Annotated in this window: 17 protein-coding genes and 1 pseudogene; 11 read left to right on the plus strand and 7 right to left on the minus strand. The window is 72.0% G+C overall.

What is annotated here, in order from left to right; translation table 11 throughout:
- Window positions 1–83: 83 nt before the first annotated feature.
- Complete coding sequence (locus AB0E67_RS08645) at window positions 84–1,253, minus strand: steroid 3-ketoacyl-CoA thiolase (protein WP_351525024.1); 1,170 nt, start codon at window positions 1,251–1,253, stop codon at window positions 84–86.
- A 325-nt stretch (window positions 1,254–1,578) separates the two neighbouring features.
- On the opposite strand from AB0E67_RS08645, the gene AB0E67_RS08650 reads away from it, so the two are divergent.
- Window positions 1,579–2,910, plus strand: coding sequence for a cytochrome P450 (locus AB0E67_RS08650; RefSeq protein ID WP_362023578.1), 1,332 nt, complete (start codon window positions 1,579–1,581; stop codon window positions 2,908–2,910).
- 214 nt (window positions 2,911–3,124) lie between these two features.
- Entirely contained in the window at window positions 3,125–4,270 is a 1,146-nt protein-coding gene (locus AB0E67_RS08655) for an AEC family transporter (protein ID WP_362022761.1), read from the plus strand.
- Between the two features lie 241 nt (window positions 4,271–4,511).
- On the opposite strand, the gene AB0E67_RS08660 is transcribed toward AB0E67_RS08655, so the two are convergent.
- Window positions 4,512–6,536: a bifunctional glycosyltransferase 87/phosphatase PAP2 family protein gene (locus AB0E67_RS08660; protein ID WP_362022764.1), complete on the minus strand. Its 2,025-nt coding sequence runs from the start codon at window positions 6,534–6,536 to the stop codon at window positions 4,512–4,514.
- 383 nt (window positions 6,537–6,919) lie between these two features.
- Here AB0E67_RS08660 and AB0E67_RS08665 point away from each other — a divergent pair, with 383 nt between their 5' ends.
- Together AB0E67_RS08665 and AB0E67_RS08670 are read left to right on the plus strand one after the other, a co-directional pair.
- Window positions 6,920–8,119 (plus strand): DUF2330 domain-containing protein, encoded by a 1,200-nt coding sequence (locus AB0E67_RS08665; RefSeq protein ID WP_362022767.1) that lies wholly within the window; start codon window positions 6,920–6,922, stop codon window positions 8,117–8,119.
- A 192-nt stretch (window positions 8,120–8,311) separates the two neighbouring features.
- Complete coding sequence (locus AB0E67_RS08670) at window positions 8,312–8,797, plus strand: GNAT family N-acetyltransferase (RefSeq protein WP_362022769.1); 486 nt, start codon at window positions 8,312–8,314, stop codon at window positions 8,795–8,797.
- 64 nt (window positions 8,798–8,861) lie between these two features.
- Here the strand turns inward: AB0E67_RS08670 and AB0E67_RS08675 are convergent, their stop codons facing one another.
- On the minus strand, window positions 8,862–10,871 hold the full coding sequence (locus tag AB0E67_RS08675) for an MDR family MFS transporter (RefSeq protein ID WP_362023581.1): 2,010 nt from the start codon (window positions 10,869–10,871) through the stop codon (window positions 8,862–8,864).
- A gap of 475 nt (window positions 10,872–11,346) precedes the next feature.
- On the opposite strand from AB0E67_RS08675, the gene AB0E67_RS08680 reads away from it, so the two are divergent.
- Together AB0E67_RS08680 and AB0E67_RS08685 are read left to right on the plus strand one after the other, a co-directional pair.
- On the plus strand, window positions 11,347–12,558 hold the full coding sequence (locus AB0E67_RS08680; protein WP_362022771.1) for a peptidoglycan-binding protein: 1,212 nt from the start codon (window positions 11,347–11,349) through the stop codon (window positions 12,556–12,558).
- 213 nt (window positions 12,559–12,771) lie between these two features.
- A complete protein-coding gene (locus AB0E67_RS08685; protein WP_362022774.1) occupies window positions 12,772–13,434 on the plus strand; it encodes an HAD-IA family hydrolase in 663 nt (220 codons plus the stop codon).
- 29 nt (window positions 13,435–13,463) lie between these two features.
- On the opposite strand, the gene AB0E67_RS08690 is transcribed toward AB0E67_RS08685, so the two are convergent.
- Window positions 13,464–14,198: an ABC transporter permease gene (locus AB0E67_RS08690; protein WP_362022776.1), complete on the minus strand. Its 735-nt coding sequence runs from the start codon at window positions 14,196–14,198 to the stop codon at window positions 13,464–13,466.
- Between the two features lie 281 nt (window positions 14,199–14,479).
- On the opposite strand from AB0E67_RS08690, the gene AB0E67_RS08695 reads away from it, so the two are divergent.
- From AB0E67_RS08695 to AB0E67_RS08705, 3 genes are all read left to right on the plus strand, one after another.
- A complete protein-coding gene (locus tag AB0E67_RS08695; RefSeq protein WP_362022778.1) occupies window positions 14,480–15,124 on the plus strand; it encodes an HNH endonuclease family protein in 645 nt (214 codons plus the stop codon).
- A 1,141-nt stretch (window positions 15,125–16,265) separates the two neighbouring features.
- Window positions 16,266–16,709, plus strand: coding sequence for a DoxX family protein (locus tag AB0E67_RS08700; protein ID WP_362022781.1), 444 nt, complete (start codon window positions 16,266–16,268; stop codon window positions 16,707–16,709).
- Between the two features lie 297 nt (window positions 16,710–17,006).
- The gene (locus AB0E67_RS08705) at window positions 17,007–17,672 is read left to right on the plus strand and encodes a VTT domain-containing protein (RefSeq protein WP_362022784.1); all 666 of its coding nucleotides are present in this window, start codon (window positions 17,007–17,009) and stop codon (window positions 17,670–17,672) included.
- Here the strand turns inward: AB0E67_RS08705 and AB0E67_RS08710 are convergent.
- Both AB0E67_RS08710 and AB0E67_RS08715 read right to left on the minus strand, forming a co-directional pair.
- The gene (locus AB0E67_RS08710) at window positions 17,659–17,883 is read right to left on the minus strand and encodes a DUF2277 domain-containing protein (protein ID WP_362022787.1); all 225 of its coding nucleotides are present in this window, start codon (window positions 17,881–17,883) and stop codon (window positions 17,659–17,661) included. The genes AB0E67_RS08705 and AB0E67_RS08710 overlap by 14 nt on opposite strands.
- Window positions 17,884–18,018: 135 nt before the next feature.
- Window positions 18,019–18,453, minus strand: coding sequence for a hypothetical protein (locus AB0E67_RS08715; RefSeq protein WP_362022790.1), 435 nt, complete (start codon window positions 18,451–18,453; stop codon window positions 18,019–18,021).
- A 294-nt stretch (window positions 18,454–18,747) separates the two neighbouring features.
- Between AB0E67_RS08715 and AB0E67_RS08720 the strand changes: the two genes are divergently transcribed.
- The gene (locus AB0E67_RS08720; protein WP_362022793.1) at window positions 18,748–20,265 is read left to right on the plus strand and encodes a histidine kinase; all 1,518 of its coding nucleotides are present in this window, start codon (window positions 18,748–18,750) and stop codon (window positions 20,263–20,265) included.
- Window positions 20,266–20,425: 160 nt separating this feature from the next.
- Complete coding sequence (locus tag AB0E67_RS08725) at window positions 20,426–21,121, plus strand: response regulator transcription factor (protein WP_362022796.1); 696 nt, start codon at window positions 20,426–20,428, stop codon at window positions 21,119–21,121.
- A gap of 90 nt (window positions 21,122–21,211) precedes the next feature.
- Here AB0E67_RS08725 and AB0E67_RS08730 read toward each other — a convergent pair.
- Window positions 21,212–21,844: pseudogene (locus AB0E67_RS08730) on the minus strand (phosphatase PAP2 family protein); the annotation flags it as partial.
- Window positions 21,845–21,946 lie beyond the last annotated feature (102 nt).

A 21,946-nucleotide genomic window follows, 5' to 3' on the forward strand; every position in this document is an offset into this window, starting at 1 on the left:
CACATGGGTCCGGCCCCCGGCCCGGGAGTGTCGCCGAACGCACCCCGGGCCGGGGGTTCTCCCCATGGACGTACGGCTCGCCGTCACAGCCGCTGGATGATCGTGCCGGTCGCCAGGGCACCGCCCGCGCACATCGTGATCAGTGCGAACTCCTTGTCCCGGCGCTCCAGTTCGTGCAGGGCGGTGGTGATCAGCCGGGCGCCGGTGGCACCGACCGGGTGGCCGAGCGCGATGGCCCCGCCGTTGACGTTGACCTTGTCCAGATCCTGTTCGAAGACCTGGGCCCAGCTGAGCACCACGGACGCGAACGCCTCGTTGATCTCCACGATGTCGATGTCCTTGAGCGACATCCCGGCCTTGCCGAGCACCGCCCGCGTCGCGTCGACCGGCCCGTCGAGGTGGTAGTGCGGGTCGGCGCCCGCGAGTGCCTGCGCGACGATCCGGGCGCGCGGCCTGAGTTTGAGCGCGCGCGCCATGCGCTTGGACGCCCACATGATCGCGCAGGCCCCGTCGGAGATCTGCGAGGAGTTGCCCGCGGTGTGGATCGCGGTGGGCATGACCGGCTTGAGGCCCGCCAGCGCTTCCATACCGGTGTCCCGCAGCCCCTCGTCGCGGTCCACCAGACGCCACATGCCCTGCCCGGCGGCCTGCTCCTCCTCGGTGGTCGGCACCTGCACCGCGTAGGTCTCACGCTTGAACCTCTCCTCGGCCCACGCGACGGCCGCCCGCTCCTGCGAGAGCACTCCTAACCGGTCGACGTCCTCCCTGGTCAGACCGCGTTTGCGGGCGATGCGTTCGGCCGCCTCGAACTGGTTGGGCAGGTCGACGTTCCACTCGTCGGGCCAGGGCTTCCCGGGCCCGTGCTTGGAGCCGCTGCCCAGCGGCACCCGCGACATCGCCTCGACGCCGCAGCTGATCCCGATGTCGATCACCCCGGCCGCGACCATGTTGGCGACCATGTGGGACGCCTGCTGCGAGGAGCCGCACTGGCAGTCCACGGTGGTGGCGGCCGTCTCGTACGGAAGCCCCACGGCGAGCCAGGCGTTGCGGGCCGGGTTCATGGACTGTTCGCCGGCGTGGGTGACGGTGCCGCCGACGATCTGCTCGACGCAGTCGGCGTGGATCCCGGTGCGCCCGAGGAGCTCCCGGTAGGTCTCGCCCAGCAGATAGGCGGGGTGCAGATTGGCGAGCGCGCCTCCGCGCTTGCCGATGGGGGTGCGTACGGCTTCGACGATGACGGGTTCCGCGGCCATGGGCTCGTCCTCTCCTCGCGCCTCCGCAGGGGCGTCCCGGCGCCCGCGGAAGCAAACTAGTACGCGTTCTAGTTCTTTGGGCAGTCTTATGAGACCCGCCGCCGGTGCGCAAGGGTGCTGCACGCACCGACTGCCGCGACCGGTGGACGCCGCCGGAAGGATCACCGTTCCATCGCGGTCCGCTCCACGGTCGCCCCACCGCTCCTCACGCAACAGAACCGACCACCCCTCTTGCCAGTTGTAGAACCCGTTACTACCTTGCGGACAACTTCTGATGGACCGTCAGACAGCCTCGGACGGCCCTCGGACCGACCTGGAGACGCCGATGCCCTGCCCCCATCTGCCCGAAGGCTTCGACTTCACCGATCCCGACCTGCTCCAAGCCCGCGTCCCGCACCCGGAGTTCACCGAGATGCGGCAGACCGCACCGGTCTGGTGGTGCGCCCAGCCGGCCGGCATCTCCGGTTTCGACGACGAGGGCTACTGGGTCGTCACCCGGCACGCGGACGTCAAGTACGTCTCCACCCACCCGGAGCTGTTCTCGTCCCACACCAACACGGCGGTCATCCGCTTCAACGAGTCCATCGGACGGGACCAGATCGAGGTCCAGAAGCTGATCATGCTGAACATGGACCCGCCCGAGCACACCCGAATACGCCAGATCGTCCAGCGCGGCTTCACCCCCCGGGCGGTGCGCTCCCTGGAGCAGGCCCTGCGCGGCCGGGCCCGCTCGATCGTGGAATCCGCGCTCGCCGGAGCCGGCCGCGACACCGGCCCCGGCGCCGACTCCGGTACGGACCCCGGGGCGAGCTCCACAGCGGACCTTGAAGCCGACGGTTCGTTCGACTTCGTCACCCGGGTCGCCGTCGAACTGCCGCTCCAGGCGATCGCCGAACTCATCGGCGTACCGCAGGAGGACCGGTCCAAGATCTTCGACTGGTCCAACAAGATGGCCGCGTACGACGATCCGGAGTACGCGATCACCGAGGAGGTCGGCACCGAGGCGGCCATGGAGCTGATCTCGTACGCGATGAACCTCGCGGCGGCCCGCAAGGAGTGCCCGGCCAAGGACATCGTGAGCCGGCTGGTCGCCGCCGAGGGCCAGGGGAACCTCTCCTCCGACGAGTTCGGCTTCTTCGTGATCCTGCTGGCCGTCGCCGGGAACGAGACCACCCGCAACGCCATCAGCCACGGGATGCACGCCTTCCTCACCCACCCCGACCAGTGGGAGCTCTACAAGCGCGAGCGCCCGGAGACGACCGCCGAGGAGATCGTCCGCTGGGCCACCCCGGTGGTCTCCTTCCAGCGGACCGCCACCCAGGACGTCGTACTGGGCGGGCAGTTGATCAAGAAGGGGGACCGGGTCGGGCTGTTCTACTCGTCGGCCAACAACGACCCCGAGGTCTTCGAGAACCCGGAGACCTTCGACATCACCCGCGACCCCAATCCCCACCTCGGCTTCGGGGGTGGCGGCCCGCACTTCTGCCTCGGCAAGTCCCTGGCCGTGACGGAGATCAACCTGATCTTCAACGCGATCGCCGACATGATGCCGGACCTGCGGCTGGTCGGTGAACCGCGACGGCTGCGCTCGGCCTGGCTCAACGGGATCAAGCAGCTCCAGGTCGACGCGGGGCGCCCGGGGCCGGCCTCCGGGTGAGCAAGTCCTTCCGGATGAGCGAGCCGACGGGTGCCGACTGGTTTTGACGGTACGTCACCTCCATTGAGGCGACCGGCCCTGGGGCAACGGCGGGGGCGAGTTCAGCTCCAGAGATGACGGTCGGCTCCGGAGGCGACGGCGGGGATGACGGTCGGCTCGGGCCGGCCGCCCCGCCCGAACCCCCGTGCGGGCCGCGCACAATGCCACGAGGATCATGGCGGGCATGGACGCCCTGCTCTCCGCCTTCACCCCCATCTGGGCGCTCACCGCCGTCGGATACGCGGTCGGGCGCGGCGGCCTCCTCGGTGAGCGGGCGGAGGACGTGCTCGGCCGGTTCGTCTTCCACGTGGCCATGCCCGCCGCCCTGTTCACCATGGTGTCCAGGGCACGTCCGGACGCGTTCGCTCATCCCTCGATGCTGGCCTTCGCCGCAGGTACGGCGTTGACCTGCGGTCTCGGTCACATGGCGGCGGGCCGCTGCTTCGGGCGGGGAGCGGCAGACCGGGCGATCGGCGGCATGGCCTCCGGCTACGTCAACTCGGCCAACCTCGGCATACCGGTCGCGGTCCAGGTGCTCGGCGACGCCTCGTTCGTCGCACAGATCATCCTGTTCCAGGTGCTGCTGGTCACCCCCGTGGTCCTCACGCTGCTCGACGCCCGGACGAGGGGCGGGGCCGGAGCGGGCACGGCGACCGGGAAGCAGGCCGGACCGGGGTCCGCGGTCCGACGGGCCCTCACCTTGCCGGTCCGCAACCCCGTCATCATGGCCTCGTTCCTGGGGGTCGTCGTCTCCGCGCTCGGGCTGCGGCTGCCGCACGCCCTCGCCGCCTCCTGCGATCTGCTGGGCGCCGCCGCCGTGCCGACGGCCCTGATCGCGCTCGGTCTGTCCCTGAACCGCCGCCCGTCCGCCGGGACTCCCGCGCCGGAAAGGGCGAGAAACGGTCAGCCGGCGCCCCGCACAGGGCGCACCGGGCTCGTACGGTGTACATGGCTCGCGCGGCGCAGGGAGCCCGCACGGCACAACGGGCCTGCGCGGCGCGACGGTTCCGCACGGCGCAACAGGTCCGCACGGCGTACGGAGGTCGCGGCGCGCGCGGAGGTCGCCGTGGTGGTCGTCCTCAAGACGCTGGTCCAGCCGCTGATCGCGTACGCCGTCGGCGGCCCGCTGCTGCGGCTGCCGGACCATCAACTGCTCGCGGTGGTGGTCTGTTCCGCGCTGCCGACCGCTCAGAACGTCTTCGTCTACGCCCAGCAGTACGGCCTGGACACCCGGCCGGCGCGTGATTTCGTGGTGGCCTCGACGGTGGTGTCGATGGCCACGTTGTCACTCGTCGTATGGGCCCTGGGCACGGCTGCCTGAGCCGTTCGAGTGGCGGACCGGAGCCGATGGGCGGATGCTGGTCGGGCGGCGATCCAGGCCGAAGGGGTGCCCGGACGATGTGTTCGTCCCTGCGCCCCTTCGGCACCTCCGTACGGCGGGAGCCCGGCACGGGCCGACGCGGCGGGTGGCCACGTACGCCCCGTGCGAGGACGACCGTCCGCCTTGCGATGCACCGCATCGGACGCCGGGCGCTGATCCACCGGGGACTACGGGACAGCCCTCAGCCGTGCCTGCCTCCCACCGCGTCGCCGACCTGTCTCGGCGGTGCCCCGTCCACCAGGTCGTCCAGTGGTTTCGCCGCGGCCGGTACGGTCGGCGCCCGCAGCTTCCGGGGCCCGGACAGCGCGTAGGTGAGGCCGAAACCGAGCGCGACGACGGCCGCACCGCCCACCGCGTCCAGCACCCAGTGGTTGGCCGTGGCGACGATCGCGGAGACCGTGAACAGCGGATGCAGCAGCCCCAGCGCCTTCATCCACAGCTTCGGGGCCAGCATCACGACGACCACACCGCACCAGAGCGACCACCCGAAGTGCAGCGAGGGCATCGCCGCGTACTGGTTGGTCATCGAGGTCAGCGACCCGTAGTCCGGCTTCGCGAAGTCCTGGACGCCGTGGACGGTGTCGATGAAGCCGAGTCCCGGCATCAGCCGGGGCGGCGCCAGCGGGTAGAGCCAGAAGCCGACCAGCGCGAGAACCGTGGCGAAGCCGATGGAGCTGCGGACCCAGCGGTAGTCCGCGGGGCGCCGGACGTACAGCACTCCGAGGATCGTCAGCGGCACGATGAAGTGGAACGTCGTGTAGTAGAAGTCGAAGAAGCCCCGCAGCCAGTCGATCTCGACGACGGCGTGGTTGGCCCAGTACTCGATGTCGATGTGCAGCCACTGTTCGAGGGAGTGGATCTGCGTGCCGTGGCGTTCGGCCGTGTCCCGGCCTGCCGTTGCGGCCAGCCTGACCTGCGAGTACGCGGAGTACACGACCCGGATCAGGAGCAGTTCCAGCAACAGGTTGGGGCGGCCGAGCACCCGGCGCCAGAACGGCAGGAGCGGGATCGGGCTCCAGCGGGCGGCGACCGGGGCCGCGTGGTCGGTGGGGACCGGGTCGCGCCAGTGGGGCGAGGTGCGCGGCAGGAACGGTACGACGCAGGCCGCGCCGAGCGCCGTGATCAGCAGCACGTTGTCACGCACGGGGACGACCACCGCCAGGTTCGGCAGCAGCATCTTCGCGGGCAGTGTGAGCACGAGCACCACGACCGTTGGCCACATCAGCCGGTCGGAGGCCCGCTTGCCGACCCGGCCGACGACCGCGAGCAGCACCCACAGCAGCTGGTGCTGCCAGGCGGTCGGCGAGACCGCGACGGCGACACAGCCGGTCACGGCGACGGCCAGCAGCAGCTGTCCGTCGTGCGCGTACCGTACGGCGCGGCGCAGCCCGAACCAGCAGACGACGGCCGCCAGCACCACGAACAGCGCGATCTCCAGGGGGCCGGTCAGGCCGAACCTGAGCAGCGCGCCGTGCAGCGACTGGTTGGCCAGACTGTCCGCGCTCTCGCCGAGCCCTGCGCCCGCGACATGGTGAACCCAGTACGTCCACGAGTCGTGCGGCATCGCCGCCCAGGCCAGCGCCGTGCAGGCGGCGAACGTGACCCCGCCGGTCACCGCCGCCCTCCGGCGTCCGGTGAACAGGAGCAGGACCGCGAAGAGCAGGACGGTCGGCTGGAGCGCGGCCGCGACACCGATCAGGAGGCCCGAGGCGCGTTCCCCGCGGACCGCGAAACAGGCCAGCAGCACCAGGAGCACCGGGATGATGCTCGTCTGCCCCAGGTGGAACGCGTTACGGACCGGCAGGGACAGCATCAGCAGGCTGATCGCCACCGGCGCGGCCAGCAGCGAGGTGCGGCGCGCGACCGGGCCCGGCAGCGCACGCGCGGCCATGATCCCCAGGGCGACGACGAGCAGCAGGGAACCGAAGGTCCAGACGACCCCCAGGCTCTGCTCCGCCGCCCGGGTCAGCGGCTTCAGGACCAGCCCGGCGAACGGGGTGCCGGTGAACCGGTCGCTGTCGTAGAGCGAGCCCGTCACGTGCAGGACGCCGTTCTCGCCGATCCAGGTCTCCAGTTCGGCGAGCCGCTCGCCCGGCGGACGCCGCAGCACCGCCGCCACCTGCCGCACCGCCAACGCGGCCACGACCAGCCAGAGCAGGACCCGGGCAGCACCCGTCCCCGTCCCGGTCGCCGCATCCGAGCGCACACTGTGTTCCGCATTCGCCACGCTGCGCCGACCCTCCCGCCGTTCTCGCGCCCGTCCCTCGACATGGGCGCGCCGTGAAACCTTCGCATTGCACCATGGGGAAGACCCAATCAACCCCCTCGTCGCCTGGCTGTCATCCAGCCTTTTCCGAAAGGATGACCGAGTGACCGCTCGCAACGAGACCTGAGAGGGGTGACCGGTGACGGACCCGTCGGACCTCGGTCACGAGTCGCCGGTCACCGACCGTCGCCTATTGATCACCGGCCGTCGCCCATCGGTCGGCGTTGGTCGGCGGTTTCGGAACCCGGAACCGGGCCCGTCGCTCCCACGTCCTCCCCCTTGTTCGTCGATCACGGTTCGTCGATCACGGGGGAGGAAGACGGATGGGGCGTGGATGGCTGGGCCGGGCGTGGGTGGTGCGCGCGCTGTCCCTGGCATTGCTGCTGGTGTCGACACAGCTGGGATCGCTGATCAGCCCGGCTTACGCGTGCGGCTGCGGGGCGATGGTCCCGAGCAGGGCGTCCGAGGTCGCCGTCGACCGGGAGACGTCGGTGGTGGCCTGGGACGGCCGTACGGAAGAGATCGTCATGCGCCTCACGGTCCGTGGCAACGCGCCGGAGGCGGCCTGGATCATGCCGGTGCCGCACCGGGCCGACGTGGAACTCGGTGATCCGTCGCTCTTCTCCGAGCTGGACACCCTCACCGCGCCCGTACCGACGACCCGGCACTACTTCTGGCCGCGCTCCGGCGACTGGCCGTTCACCGGCCCGGGAGGCATCGCGGACGGGGCGGGCCGCCCGTCGGCCGCCGCCCCGCCGGTAGAGGTCGTCGGCCGCGAGCGGCTCGGCCCCTTCGACGTGGCGCGGCTGGCCGCGACCGACCCGGAGGCACTCCGGGACTGGCTGGACGACAACGGCTTCGAGCTGCCCGACCGTCTGGCGACGGCGCTGAAGCCCTACGTCGACCAGAAGTGGGAGTACGTCGCGATCCGCCTCGCCCCACGGGACGGGAACGACCCGCTGCATGGCGACCTGGACCCGCTGCGGCTGCGCTTCGCCAGCGAGCGGCCGGTCTACCCCATGCGGCTGTCGCAGCTCGCCTCGACACCGCAGCGGCTCGCCCTGTACGTGCTGGCGGCCCACCGCATGGAGCCGCGCGACGCGATCGGCGGTGCCGCGCCGCGTGTGACGTACGCGGGCCGGATCGATCCCGGCCGCGACGGGTCGGCGCAGGACGGTACGACGCAGGGTGGTTCGGCACGGGACGGGGCCGAGGCGCTTTCGGCGATGACCGGCGGCAAGCCCGTGTTCGTCACCGCGATCGACCAGTGGTTCCCGCGACCGGAGCGGATCGACGGCGATCACGAGCTGAGGGCGGCCGACGCCGACACCCCGTACCGGACCCTGGTGTACCGGAACGAGCTGCTGACCGTGGGCGGGATCCCCGCCTGGTTGCTTTCGGTCCTGGGGGCCGCGCTGCTGGTCGTCATCGCGGTGGTGTGGAGGAGGCGGGCCAGGCGGCACCGGAAGCGGCCGGGGACGTCCACGGCGCCGGTCACGGCCGCGGTCACGCCGACGCGCTGAGCGGACCGCCGTGGGCCCGCCCGTCCGGGGGCCGTCCGCCCCGCCCGTCCGCCTCCCGTCCCCCGTCGCCCCGCCCGCCTCCCGCCCATCCCCATCCGCCTCCCGTCCGCCGCCATGCGTTCTCGTACGTCCGCTGATCGAGCGGATCAATCCGTTCGATCTCGCGTTCGCGCCCCGGCCACAATGGCCGGCATGACCTGGACCATGGCCCACGAACCCGTCGGCTCCCCGGACGCGTCCCTGCTGCGTCGCGACTACTACGGCGAGGTCGCGGGCCGCTACTGGGGACGGCCCGTGACCGCCGAGGAGATCGACGAGGGACTCACCGACGACGGGGCCGTCCGGCTCGTGCCGCCGACCGGGCAGTTCGTCGTCGGCCGGTTCGAGGAAAGGGCCGCGGCCTGCGTCGGCCTGCTGGTGGCGGACGCGGACGCGGGGATCGCGGAGCTGACCCGGGTGTTCGTGCGCCCCGAGTACCGGGGCACGGGCGGCGGCGGGCTGCTCCTGGCCGCCGCCGAGCATGCGGCGCGTGCCTTCGGCATGCGCACGATCCGGCTGGACACCCGCCACGACCTGGTCGAGGCCCGGGGACTGTACGCCAAGCACGGGTACCGGGAGGTCCCGGCGTTCAACCAGGGGCTGTACGCGGAACACTGGTTCGCCAAGACGCTCCGGTAGAGCCGCCTCCGGGGCCGGGCGCTCCGCCTCCGGACAGAGGGACTCCTCCTCCGGGGCCATGCGCTCAGGACGTGTCCGCGGGGCGGCCGACCGGACCGGCCGTGTGGTCGCGGCGCGGCTCGGGTCCGCGCGGCCATTGCCTGCGGGATCCGCTCGTCTCCGCGGTCAGCTCCGCCACCAGCCTGACGAGGTCCGTGGGCCGTTCCGGGCCCCACCAGTCCCCCAGCCACTCGGCCATCGTCCGCTCCCGGGCCTCCGCGAGCCTCGTGACCACCTCCGCGCCGGCGTCGGTGAGCGTCAGCTGCGCGCCCTCGCGCCGGACCAGGCCGCGCTCCTCCAGTTGCCGCGACGCGTCACCGATCACGCGCAGCGGCACGGGGTTGGTGTCGGCGAGCACGGCCGGTACGACCGTGCCGTGATGCCTGATCCGCAGGAGCATCCAGCTCGCCGCGGGCAGCAGGTCGTACCCCGCCTGCCTGGTGATCTTCTCGTAGATCTCGCGACGCCCCTGGCGGGTGGCGAGCACCGACAGGGCACGGGCGCATTCGTCGTACGAGGAGCGCTCGACCGGGTTGGTCGCCAGTGTCTCGCTGGGTTCCGGGGCGGTCACCGAGCCGCGCAAGCGGTCCTCCCTGAGGAACCAGGCGAAGACGAAGGCGATCAGGACGATCGGGGCCGCGTACAGGAACACATCGGTGATCGACGTCGCGTACGCGTGGAGCACCTGCGTCCGCAGCGCGGGCGGCAGTTGGCCGATGGCGCGCGGGTCGGCGGCCAGCCGTCCGGCACTGGCGCCGGGCGGCAGGGAGTGCCCGGCGAGCGCCGCGGCCAGCTCGTCGGTGAGCCGGTTCGTGAAAATCGTGCCGAAGACGGCGACGCCGAACGAGGCGCCGATGGATCGGAAGAACGTGGCCCCGGACGTGGCGACGCCGAGGTCCCGGTACGTGACGGCGTTCTGCACGGCCAGCACCAGGACCTGCATCACCAGGCCGAGGCCGGCGCCGAACACGAAGAAGCAGACACTCATCAGCCAGGTGCCGCTGGTCTCGGTCAGCCGGTGCAGGAGCAGCAGTCCGATCGCGGTGACGCCGGTGCCCGCGATCGGGAAGACCTTCCAGCGGCCGGTACGGCTGACGATCTGCCCGGAGGCGGTGGAGGTGAGCAGCAGCCCCAGCACCATGGGCAGCATGTGCACCCCGGACATGGTCGGCGTGATGTGGTGCACCACCTGGAGGAAGGTCGGCAGATAGGTCATCGCGCCGAACATCGCGAAACCGACGACGAAGCTGATGACGGCGACGAGGGTGAAGGTCCTGCCCCGGAACAACGTCAACGGGATGACGGGTTCGGTCGCGCGGCGTTCCGCGTGGACGAAGGCCACCACCAGCAGCACGCTCAGGACGGAGAGCGCGACGACCTGTGCCGAGCCCCAGGCCCAGGTGGTGCCGCCGAGCGAGGCGACGAGGACCAGGCAGGTGGCGACGGAGGCGATGAGGAACGTACCGAGGTAGTCGATGGTGTGCTTCGTGCGGTGGACCGGGATGCGCAGCACGGCGGCGATCACGAGGAGCGCGACGACACCGATCGGCAGGTTGACGTAGAAGACCCAGCGCCAGCTGAGATGCTCGGTGAAGAAGCCGCCGAGCAGCGGTCCGAGAACGCTCGTCGTCCCGAAGACCGCGCCGAACAGACCCTGGTACTTGCCCCGTTCGCGGGGCGGCACGAGGTCGCCGACGATCGCCATCGAAAGCACTATGAGACCGCCGCCGCCGAGGCCCTGAAGTGCCCGGAAGCCGATCAACTGTGGCATGTCCCGGGCGATCCCGCAGAGCGCGGAACCGATGAGAAAGATGACGATGGCGGCCTGGAACAGCTTCTTGCGGCCGTACTGGTCACCGAGTTTGCCCCAGAGCGGGGTCACGGCGGTCGACGCCAGCAGGTAGGCGGTCACCACCCAGGAGAGGTGTTCCAGACCGCCGAGATCGCTGACGATGGTCGGCAGCGCGGTGGAGACGATGGTCTGGTCGAGCGCGGCCAGCAGCATGCCGAGGAGCAGCGCCCCGATGGCCACCAGGGCCGACCGGGTGGAGCGGTCCTCACCGGGAGCCTGTTCCGATCCGGTTTCCGGTCCCGATCCGGATTCCGGTCCCGATCCGGATTCCGGTCCCGATCCGGATTCCGGTCCCGATCCGGTTTCCGGTCCCGATCCGGATTCCGGTTCCGGTCCTGCTTCGGACTGCCGTGCCGCCGTCCGTCGTTCCGGTTCCTCTCCCGTCGTACGTTCCGGTTCCTCTGCCGCCGTCCGTCGCGGTTCCGGCTCCGGGGGGCTCGGGTGCTGCGCCATGGAAACGTCTCCTCGGGTCCGCTACATCCCCATCCTGGATGTTTCATGCGGTTATGGCCTGCCGAGCCCTCCGGGAACCGAGCCGACGCGCACCGGTTGACCGCGTTTCGGACGACATTGGGCGTTCCGGTGCCGGGCTGCATAATCGCAGGAGTTCAAAGGGGAGGGGTCCACTATGACCGGACATATATGCCCGGAGTGCGGTATGCGCGTGTTCACGCCAACGAGCGGAGGCGGGGTTTCGGGCGGGAGCGGCGATCTGGGCACCGGCCCTGTCTGCGCGTGCGGGGGAGGCGCCACACGACGGCCCGGCGAGGGGCAGGAGGCCGCCGAGTGGCGACGGGCCGAGCGGTCGGCGGCCGACAGGGCGGAGGTCGCGGCCTCGGAGGATTTCGATCCGCTGCGCGTACGGCCGTACGTCAAGCTGCGGGGCGACATGGCGCCGGAGGCCGAAGAGGCGCGGCTCCCGCACCCCGGGCGGCCGCACGACCACCCCGCCGAGGACGCGGACACGACCATGCCGCTCCTCCTCGGCCCGCCAGGCCCCGGCGGCCCGACACGTCCCGGCGGCCTGACGAGTCCCGGTGGCCCGGCAGGCCCCGGTGGCCGGGCACAACCGGGCGGCCCGGCACAGGTCGGCAGTCCGGGACATCGCGATGGTTCGGGGCAACCGAGCGGCCCGGGACAGTTCGGCGATCCCACGCAGTTCGGCAGTCCGCCACCGCCGCAGACCGTCACCGATCCGGTCGACGACGCCACGATCCTCATACCCCGGTCATCCGCCACCGCGCCCGCCGACGCGTCCGATCGGTCACGTCGCCGCAGCCCTCTCGCCGCGTTCGCCGCGGGCGCGGCGGCGCTCGCCGTGGTGGGCACCGCCGTGTTCGCGAGCGGCCTCTTCGAATCGAACGACGACAGGCCCGCCGACCGGGAAATGGCCCTGCCCGACCTGCCGCTCAGCACCCCCGAAGTGAGCGCGACGGCGAAGGAGTCCGCTTCGGCCTCCGCGTCGCCACCTTCGTCCGGGCACACCTCCGCATCGCCGTCCGCGTCCTCCTCGGCGGGCACCTCACCGTCCCCTTCGGCATCCGCCACGACCACACCGCCGGACACCGCCTCGCCGTCGGCGACGGCACCGCAGACGAGCCGTCCGACCTCGGCCGCACCGCCCGCGTCGCTGACCGGGCCCACACTGCGCCCCGGCGACCAGGGACCGGCGGTGGCCGAGCTGCAGAGACGGCTGGAAGAGGTCTGGCTGTTCCACGGGCAGGACGACGGCGACTACACGGCGAAGGTCGAGCACGCCGTGAGCGTCTACCAGTCGTACAAGTTCATCCAGGGTGACCCGCCAGGTGTGTACGGACCCCACACCCGACGCGCCCTGGAGGCGGAGACCTCGGGCCGGGGCCGCTCCTGATTCCCCGGTCCGGCCCCTCCCCCGCCTCCCCTTCGTTTCGCCCCTACCCCTGGCCCCGCCCCCGGCCCGCCCCGGACACGATTGGCGTTCCCGCACCGGTTTTTGTATCGTGATGGAACAAAGTAGCCTCCGCCCGCCACCCCCTGACCGGCGGGCGAGGCTGCTTGTTTCTCCACCCCGCGTCACCACCTCCCCGCGCCCTGGAGCCGCCCCATGCCGGCCACCGCCCTCACAGCCCGCGCCCTCCTTCTGGACATGGACGGCACCCTCGTGAACTCCGACGCCGTCGTGGAGCGCTGCTGGCGGCGCTGGGCGTCACGCGAAGGTCTCGACCCGGAGGCCGTACTGAAGGTGGTTCACGGACGGCAGGGCCACGCCACCATGGCGGTACTCCTCCCGGACCGCCCGATGGAGCAGAACCACGCGGACAACCGGGCGATGCTCGCCGAGGAGACCGCCGACACCGACGGCGTCGTCCCGGTCGCCGGAGCGCCCGCCTTCATGGACGCGATCGCCGCGCTTCCGCACGCCCTGGTCACCTCGGCCGACGAGGCACTGGCCCGTACGAGGATGGCGGCCTCCGGCCTGCGGATGCCGACGGTCCGCGTCACCGCCGAGCGCGTGGGAGCCAGCAAGCCGAACCCCGAGGGCTTCCTCAAGGGCGCGGCCGAACTGGGCTTCGCCCCGGCGGACTGCATCGTCTTCGAGGACTCCGAGGCGGGCATCGCGGCCGGCCGGGCGGCGGGCATGCGCATCGTGGGCATCGGCCCGCGGGCGGCGGCGCTCTCGCCCGACGCGCACGTCGAGGACCTGACGCGGCTGCGGGTGGAAGCGACGCCCGACGGCTCGATCCGGCTGCACATCGACGCGAACTGACTGCCTCGCGCCCGTAGTCCGCGCGGAGCTCAGTCCCGGTGCAGTCGGCCGCGTGCGACCAGTTCGAGTACGGCCGTGACGGCGACCGACTGCACCGCCATCAGCGCCACCAGCACGAAGAGTTGCACGGCACCCGCCTGAACCGGTGAGGCACCGCCCAGCAGCATGCCCACGAACGCCCCCGGGAGCGTGACGAGCCCGACGGTCCGCGTCTGGTCCAGCCCGGGCAGCAACGCGTCCGCCGCCGCGGGCCGGGCGATCTCCAGCCTCGCCTCACGATCGGACAGCCCGAGCGCCATACCCGCCTCCACCTCCCCGCGCCGGGCCGTCAACTCGTCCAGCGCCCGCCGCCCGCCGAGTACGGTCGCGGTCAGCGCGCCCCCGATGAGGATGCCGGTCACCGGGATCAGTGCGATACCGCGCACCGGTACGAGCCCGGTGACCACCAACAGGGCGACGACCGGCGCGGCCCCCGCCCCGATCGGCAACGCCGCCCACCACCACGTGCGATTGCCAGTGATCCGGCGCCCCGCGGTCCGGACCGCCACGGCGTACATCACCGCGACGAACGCGAGCAACGGCGGTGTCGAACCCGTCACCCAGCCGATGAGCAGGGAAACCGCGGCAAGTTGGACGGCGGCCCGCAGCCCGGCCAGCAGGATGTCGCGCGACCGCCCCAACGAGGCCAGGGCCGCGACGACACACGCGGCCGCCAGCAACAGGGCGAGAACGACGCCGAGGGTGATGTCGACCGGGAACAACACGCCGTGACCCTACGACCGACCGGGCCCGACACCACCGGGGCCGCTCGGATCATCAACCCTTCTCCTCCTCGGCCGACCTGCCGTGGCGTCAGCACACGAGCCCGCGCAGACACGTGCGCACGCCCCCCGCGCTCCAGTCCTGTTCATCAGACCCCTTGATGTGACGTGCCCATGTCGCCACTCTGTTACCTGGCGCCCACCCCACGGAAACCTGGCGCCGCCACGATGACCGGGTCCGACCGGTCGCATGTCCAACATCCCCCCACATCAAGGGAGTTCGCATGTCAGGTGTCTACGCGCGTCGCCTCGCCGTCGCCGCAGCATCCGCAGCCCTCGCCGCAACGACCGGGCTGCTCAACGCCCCTGCCGCCCAGGCGGCCATGCCCACCCCGGTCTCCGCCTCGACCGCACGTACGTATCTGAGTCAGCTCACCGTCGCGGCCGAAGGCTCGTCGGACGGCTACAGCCGGTCCAAGTTCCCGCACTGGATCACGCAGTCCGGCACCTGCAACACCCGTGAGGTCGTGCTGGAGCGCGACGGCACGAACGTGCAGCAGGACTCCAGCTGTGCGGCGGTCAGCGGCACCTGGCATTCGGAGTACGACGGCGCCACCTGGACCGCCGCCTCCGACCTGGACATCGACCACATGGTGCCGCTCGCCGAAGCGTGGCGGTCGGGCGCCAGCAGCTGGACCACGGCTCAACGGCAGGGATTCGCCAATGACTTGACGCGACCGCAGCTCATCGCGGTCACGGACAACGTCAACCAGGCCAAGGGCGACAAGGACCCGGCCAACTGGCTGCCCCCGAGCACCTCGTACCGCTGCACCTACGCACGCGCCTGGGTGCACGTGAAGCACTACTACGACCTGAGCGTCGACTCGGCCGAGAAGAGCGCACTGCAGGGCATCCTGAACGGCTGCTGAGCACCACCGGACCGCCGGCCCCGACGGACACCGGACCGCACACAACCGCCGAACGCGGCACAGAACGAACGAACCGCCCCGCCCGAGCGCAAAGCCGGGCGGGGCTTCCGCGTCACACTCTCACCCCGGACCGGCCACGCTCCCCTCCACGCACCCCGACCACGGCCGTGAATCGACCATGCCTCGCGCATCGACCACGCCCGCGTGACTCGGCCACGCCCAGGCCGGGCCGGACGCTCGGGCCCTCCCTGTACGGACACACCGAGGAAGTGCCGAAACTCCGAGGGACACGGGCAGCGCCGAGGCATCCGAAGACACCGACGTGTTTTCGGTCGACTAGGACGACCGCCGGTGATCACCCGAGCCACCGCGCAGGCACGGCCCGGCGCCGTCCGGCGCGGGTCGGCGACGGAGCGCGCCGGACAGGCGCGAACCCCCCCACGGAACGCGGTTCGCACGCCCGTTCATCGGCCGGCTCCGAGCGCCCCCCGAGCGAAGCGCGCGGCGCGCCACCGACGATCACCGCGACCGTCGACAGGCATGACCGGCGCCGGATATCGGGCGGCGAACCCCGGCCACCGGACGACCGGGCCGGATACCGAGCACCCGGCACCGGGCCACCGGCAAGGCCACCCACAGCCCCGCCGAGGCACCCCGTGCCACCCCGCGACGCCTCTGAGCACGCATCCCTTCACCGGCCGCCCCGCCGCACGCGCCCCACGCCCACTCCCCCGACGCCGACCCCGCCCCCGAGAGCACCGGCCCGGGGGCTTTCGACCGAGGACCGGCTCCCGCATCGGCCGGATCCGGACACGACGGCAACCCGGCCGGACGTCGGCGACTCGCCACCACGGCGTAAATCCCCCATACCGACCAGCACGGATCCGGCGCGCCGCGCCCCGGCGGACCGACTTACGTCACATACCGCACATGGCCGGAAAGCTTCGCCGCCATTGGTTCAGGCCAAGCGGTCGACCGGAAGGGGTGCAGATGGAAGCGACATCCGATCGAAGTCCGGCCGAACGGCACGGGTCGAGTTTCGGCCAGTCGACATAATGTTGAACTTGCAAGCATTGGTGAGGTCTCCCTAATCTGGGTCGCCCGATCGGTTCACGTCCCCACCCCGACCGAAGGAGCCCCCATGCACACACGCCTGAATCAGGCCCATCCGTACGCGCTCGGCCTGTTCCGGATCGTCGTCGGCCTCCTCTTCGCCTGTCACGGCGCGGCCGCGCTCTTCGGCCTCTTCGGCGACAGCTCCGTAGCCGCCGGCACCTGGCCCAAGTGGTACGCGGCGGCCATCCAGCTGATCGGCGGCGGTCTGGTGGCCCTCGGCCTGGGCACCAGGACCGCCGCCCTGATCTCCTCCGGATCCATGGCGTACGCGTACTTCACGGTCCACCAGGCCGACGGCCTGTTCCCGATACAGAACGGCGGCGAGGCCGCGGCCATCTTCTGCTGGGTCTTCCTGCTGCTGGTCTTCAGCGGCCCCGGGGCGCTGTCCCTGGACCGGCTGTTCCGTCGCGACGACACGGAGCGCGGCGAGGACCGCGTACGCGAGCAGGTCCCGGCCGTAAGGGCCTGAGAATCCGGAAGGGCTCCATGAGCCGCTGCTCACGGACCGACCACGAGCAGCGGCCCACGGTTCCCACCGGCACCCACGGGCCCGCTCGTCCCGCGTTCGTTCACCGTTCGCCGCGCGCACCGCTCACGTACGCCTGGAACCCGTTCCTCCTGTTTTCCGTGCGTACGTGAGCTTCCCAACATCGTCCATATTTATGGATCATCGGATGGGTGTCGGGCGTACGCTGTACAGCTGGCCGTGCCGCTCCTGCCGCTCCCCTGCGACGTCGCGGCGTTGTTCCGGATCGGGGAGTAGTACTTGCTTGAGAGTGTGGCTGCGTTGACCGGCAGCCCCTGGATATACGCGGTGGTCGCCGTCTCAGTGCTGCTGGACGTCTTCCTGCCCGTGCTGCCCAGTGGGGTCCTGGTCATCACCGCCGCCACCGCGGCCGCCGCGGGCTCGACGACCGTGGCCTCCGCCGCCACCGCGGCGCGGGCGGCGGAGCAGGTGCCCGAGGTCCCGTCACTCCTCGCGCTGGTGCTCTGCGCGACCGCCGCCTCGGTCCTCGGCGACCTGGTCGCCTACCGGCTGGCCTGGCGCGGCGGCGAACGTCTGGACCGGGCCATCGCCCGCTCCCGCCGCCTCACATCGGCCCAGGAACGCCTGGGCGGGGCCCTTGCCCGGGGCGGCGGCATCCTCGTCATCGTCGCGCGCTTCGCACCGGCCGGCCGGTCGGTCGTCTCGCTGGGCGCGGGCGCCGCGCACCGCAAGGTGAAGGAGTTCCTGCCCTGGTCCGCCCTGGCGGGAGCGGCCTGGGCCGGTTACAGCGTGGGGCTCGGCTACTTCGGCGGGCAGTGGCTCGGCGCGACCTGGGTGGGCACGGCCGTCTCGGTCCTCGCCCTGTTCGTGGCGGGCGCCCTGGCCGCGTACTTCATGCGCCGACCAGCCGCGGAGGCGGCCGCCGCGGCGACTACGGCGTCCTGACGGCGCCCCGTATCTCCAGGCCGTCCAGCAGCTTGGCGGTCGCCTCCGCGATCTCGTCGACGGCCCGGTCGAAGACCTCCCGGTTGTGCGCCGCCGGGGCGCGGAAGCCGGACACCTTGCGTACGAATTGCAGTGCGGCGGCCCGGACCTCCTCCTCGGTGGCCTCTTCGGGCAGGGCGGGCGGTCGTAGCGTCTTGATACTGCGGCACATGAATCCAGTGTGACCCGAGCCACTGACAACGGACGGGACACGTACGCGTCCCGGCCACCTGTCCGTCCCCGCCCGACCGTCCCCGCTCACCCCAACCCCGCCCGGTGGTCTCCGCTCGGGCGGGCGGCCGGGCGATCAGGCGAGCACCCTCGACCGGTCCGTGCACAGGGCCCAGATGACGAATGTGTCGATGGCGATGGAGATGATCGCCCAGAGCGGCTGGTACGGAAGCCACGCGAAGTTGACGACCAGGCTGACGGCGGCGAGCGCCACACCCGCCGCGCGCGCCCACATCGCCCCTCTGAGAATGCCCCAGCCGATGATCGCGAGCACGATGCCGAGGACGAGGTGGATCCAGCCCCACGCGGTCACGTCGAACCTGAACGTGTAGTTGTTGATGCGCGTGTACACCTGGTCGGAGGCGATGCCCGTGATGCCTTTGATCACTCCGAAGACACCGTCGACGAGGAGCAGGACACCGGCGAACATGGTCCCGCCGGTCGCCCAGGCGCTGGTTTGCCCGTGATCCACGCCACGGGCCGGGCCGGACGTGGACGCTGAGTGTGCCATGGGAACTCCTTGGCCTGAGCGGGGTGGGCGGACCGCGCACGGTATGAGCGGACCGCACACGATGAACGGGCCGGACGCGCCGGGCGGGCCCGCGGAACAGAACCGACCTTGCGCCGCGCGTTCCGCCGCGACCACCCGTGCGCGCCCGTGCGGGTGACGGCTCCCGGAGCGCCGGGGACGGCAGGCGGCTCACGAGCGGGGCGAAGCGCGGCTCGCGGTGGCCGGGCCGCGCGCCTGACAAGGGTGACTTTCGGCAGTGCCGGGACACCCGCCCGGCTGCGTACCGTCGTGCGGGTGAAGAAAGTGATGACCGGTGACGCGGGCCGGCGGGGTGCCCGGGACCACGCCCCGGGCAGGGAAACCCCGCCCGCCGTTGTCCCGCGGTCCCGACGGGCCCTTGCCCCATGGGCCCCGCCCTCCCTCGCCCTGGGCGGTCTGCTGACCGTCACCGCGGCGGCCTGCGTCGGGCTGAGTGCCGTCAGCATGTGGTGGGCCCTGCCCGCCGCCGTTGCGGCCTTCTTCGCCGGTCGGGAACCGGGGAGGACCGGACCCACGCTCCTCGTGCTCGTCGCGGTCGTCGCGGGCGGGGTCGTCGCGGTGGCGCTGGTGCCGTCCTGGCTGCTCATGGCCGGGCGCTACGCCGCCGTGGTGTCGGTGGCGGCGATGCTGCCCTGGTTCGCCGGACGGTTCTGGCGCCAGTACCAGGAGCTCGTCCGGGCGGGCTGGGAACGGGCCGACCGTCTGGAACGCGAACAGCGGCTCGTCGCCGAGCAGGCACGGTCCCGGGAACGGGCCCGGATCGCCCAGGACATGCACGATGTCCTCGGCCACGACCTGAGCCTCATCGCCCTGTCGGCGGGCGCGCTCAAGCTCGCGCCCGGTCTCGACGAGGCCCAGCGGGCGGCGGCCGGTGAGATCCGGGCACGGGCGGCGGCATCGGTGGAACGGCTCGGCGAGGTGATCGGCATCCTGCGGGAAGAGGCGGACGACGAACCGCCGTCGGCGTCCGGTACCGGCATCCCCCGCCTGGTCGAGGACGCCGCGTCGGCCGGTCTCGCGGTCGACCTGAGGATCGACGGCGACGCCGACGGCGCCGGGGTGCCGCCGGCCGCGACCCGGGCCGCCCACCGCGTCGTCCAGGAAGCCCTGACCAACGCCGCCAAGCACGCACCGCTGGCCCCGGTGGGCGTACGGGTGACGTACACCGCCGAGGAGACCGTGGTCCGTGTCAGGAACGGCCCCTCGCCCGCGCGGGGCGGCCCGGAGACCGTGCCGGGCACCGGGCGGGGCCTGATCGGGCTGGACGAACGGGTACGGCTGGCGGGCGGCACCTTCGCGTACGGTCCCCGCGAGGACGGCTTCGAGGTCACCGCCCGGCTGCCGCACACCCCGTCCGCCCGCCGCCCCGCCACGGCGCCCCGCGAGTCGGCCCCGACGCTGCCCCAGGAGCACCGCCGCGCCCGCAGCCGGGTCCGGCGGGCGCTGGTGACCGCGATCGTGCTGCCGCTGGTGGCCTGGGCGATGCTGAGTGCCGCCCTCATGGCCTGGGACATCCGCTCGGCCCAGCAGTCCGTACTGGACCCGGGCGACTACGCCCGGCTGCGGGTGGGACAGGATCGGGAGACGGTACGTCGGCTGTTGCCCGAGCGCGAGACCATCAAGCGCCGGGTGACCGGGGAGCCGCAGGAGAGGGGCACCACGTGCGAGTACTACGCGATGACGGCGGACCGCTTCGACGACCGGTCCGGGGACGCGTACCGGCTCTGCTTCCGCGACGGAAGGCTGATGTCGAAGGAGGCCCTGACACCATGAACCCGGCACACACGCCGCACCCGACATGGGCATTTTCAATGCCGCTCAACACGCACCCACCACGGGCAACCCGCCCCGTGCACCGCGCTCGCCCGCCCCGGGCAGCACGTACACCGCACGCACGACACACGCCCCACCCGGAAAGGACGGTGACCGGCCGATGATCCGGGTACTGATCGCCGACGACGAGCCGATGATCCGCATGGGCGTGCGCTCCGTGCTGTCCATCGATCCGGAGATCGATGTCGTGGCCGAGGCGGGCGACGGGCACGAGGCCGTGGAGCTGGTCCGCCGCCACCGCCCGGCCGTGGCCGTGCTCGACATCCGGATGCCGGGGACGAACGGTATCGAAGCGGCGGCCGAGATCCGGCGCGCCGTACCGGAGACCGGAGTCGTGATGCTCACGACCTTCGGCGAGGACGACTACATTTTCCAGGCGCTCGGAGGCGGCGCCACCGGCTTCCTGATCAAGTCGGGCGAACCCGAGGAGCTCATCGCGGGCGTACGCGCGGTGGCCGAGGGCGCCGCCTATCTGTCACCGAAGGTCGCGGCGCGGGTCGTCGCCCATCTGTCGGAGACCGGCGCCGGCGCCCGGGCCGGACGCCGCAGCGCCGCCCGGGAACGGGTCCGCGCCCTCACCGCCCGGGAACGCGATGTGCTGGCCCTGCTCGGCAGCGGGCTGTCCAACGGACAGATCGCCCGCCGCCTCCATGTGGTGGAAGGCACGGTCAAGGCGCATGTGAGCTCCATCCTGGCCCGGCTGGGGGTGGACAACCGCGCCGCCGCGGCGGTCGTCGCCCACGAGGCCGGAATCGTCGCGCCCGTCCCGCTTCCGGAACCGTCGCCCGAGCGCTGACGCCGCCGCCTGACCGAGCGGCAGGAACGCGAGCAGCACGGCCCCGACCGTCGCGGCCGCGAGGAGCGAGCCGGCCAGCACGTCGTGCGGGTAGTGCACACCCACCATGACCCGCAGCAGTGCCGCGGCCCCGGCCAGTGGCAGAACGACGGCCGCCAGGCGGGGCCGCAGGGCGGCCAGACCGACCGCGAGACCGGTGGCGAGCGTGGCGTGGTTGCTCGGGAACGACCAGTCGCCGGGAGGCGGGCACTCGGCGACCGCCTCCGCCGCACCGTGCAGGACCCGGCAGGGCCTCGCCTCGTCCACCACCAGCTTCACGGCCTCGCTGACCGCGTAGGCCAGTACGGTGCCGACGCCGGTGAGCACCGTGCCGGCGGACAGCCGGGTCTCCCCGCGCCGCACCGCGCCCCACCACACCCACACCAGCAGCAAACCGAGCACCACCAGGGTGCCCTCGGTGGCCGCCTCCAGCAGCGGCCCCGCCCACGACGGACCGTCCGCCACCGCCCCGGTCACCGACCGGTACAGGGACGCCGAGGCGCCGCCCGTCACCTCCACCGGGCCGGCCGTGCCCCATCCGCCGGGCGCGAGCCATGCCACGCCGAGCGCGCCCACTCCCAGGACGGCGCAGGCGAGCAACGGCCGCGCCCCGCTCCCGGCGCCGTTCCGGGCCCTGCCTCGGGCCCCGCTCCGGGCCTCGTTTCCACTCAACGTCTGCTTCATGCGAGCGAACGTAGGTGCCGGGAGGACAGTGAATCCTGGCCGAACGGAAGGTCACGACCATGACCTTCGTCGGGGGCCGGGGCGGGGCCGCGCGCCCGGGCC

The sequence above is a fragment of the Streptomyces sp. NPDC032161 genome, assembly GCF_040636995.1.
Classification (GTDB): Bacteria; Actinomycetota; Actinomycetes; order Streptomycetales; family Streptomycetaceae; genus Streptomyces.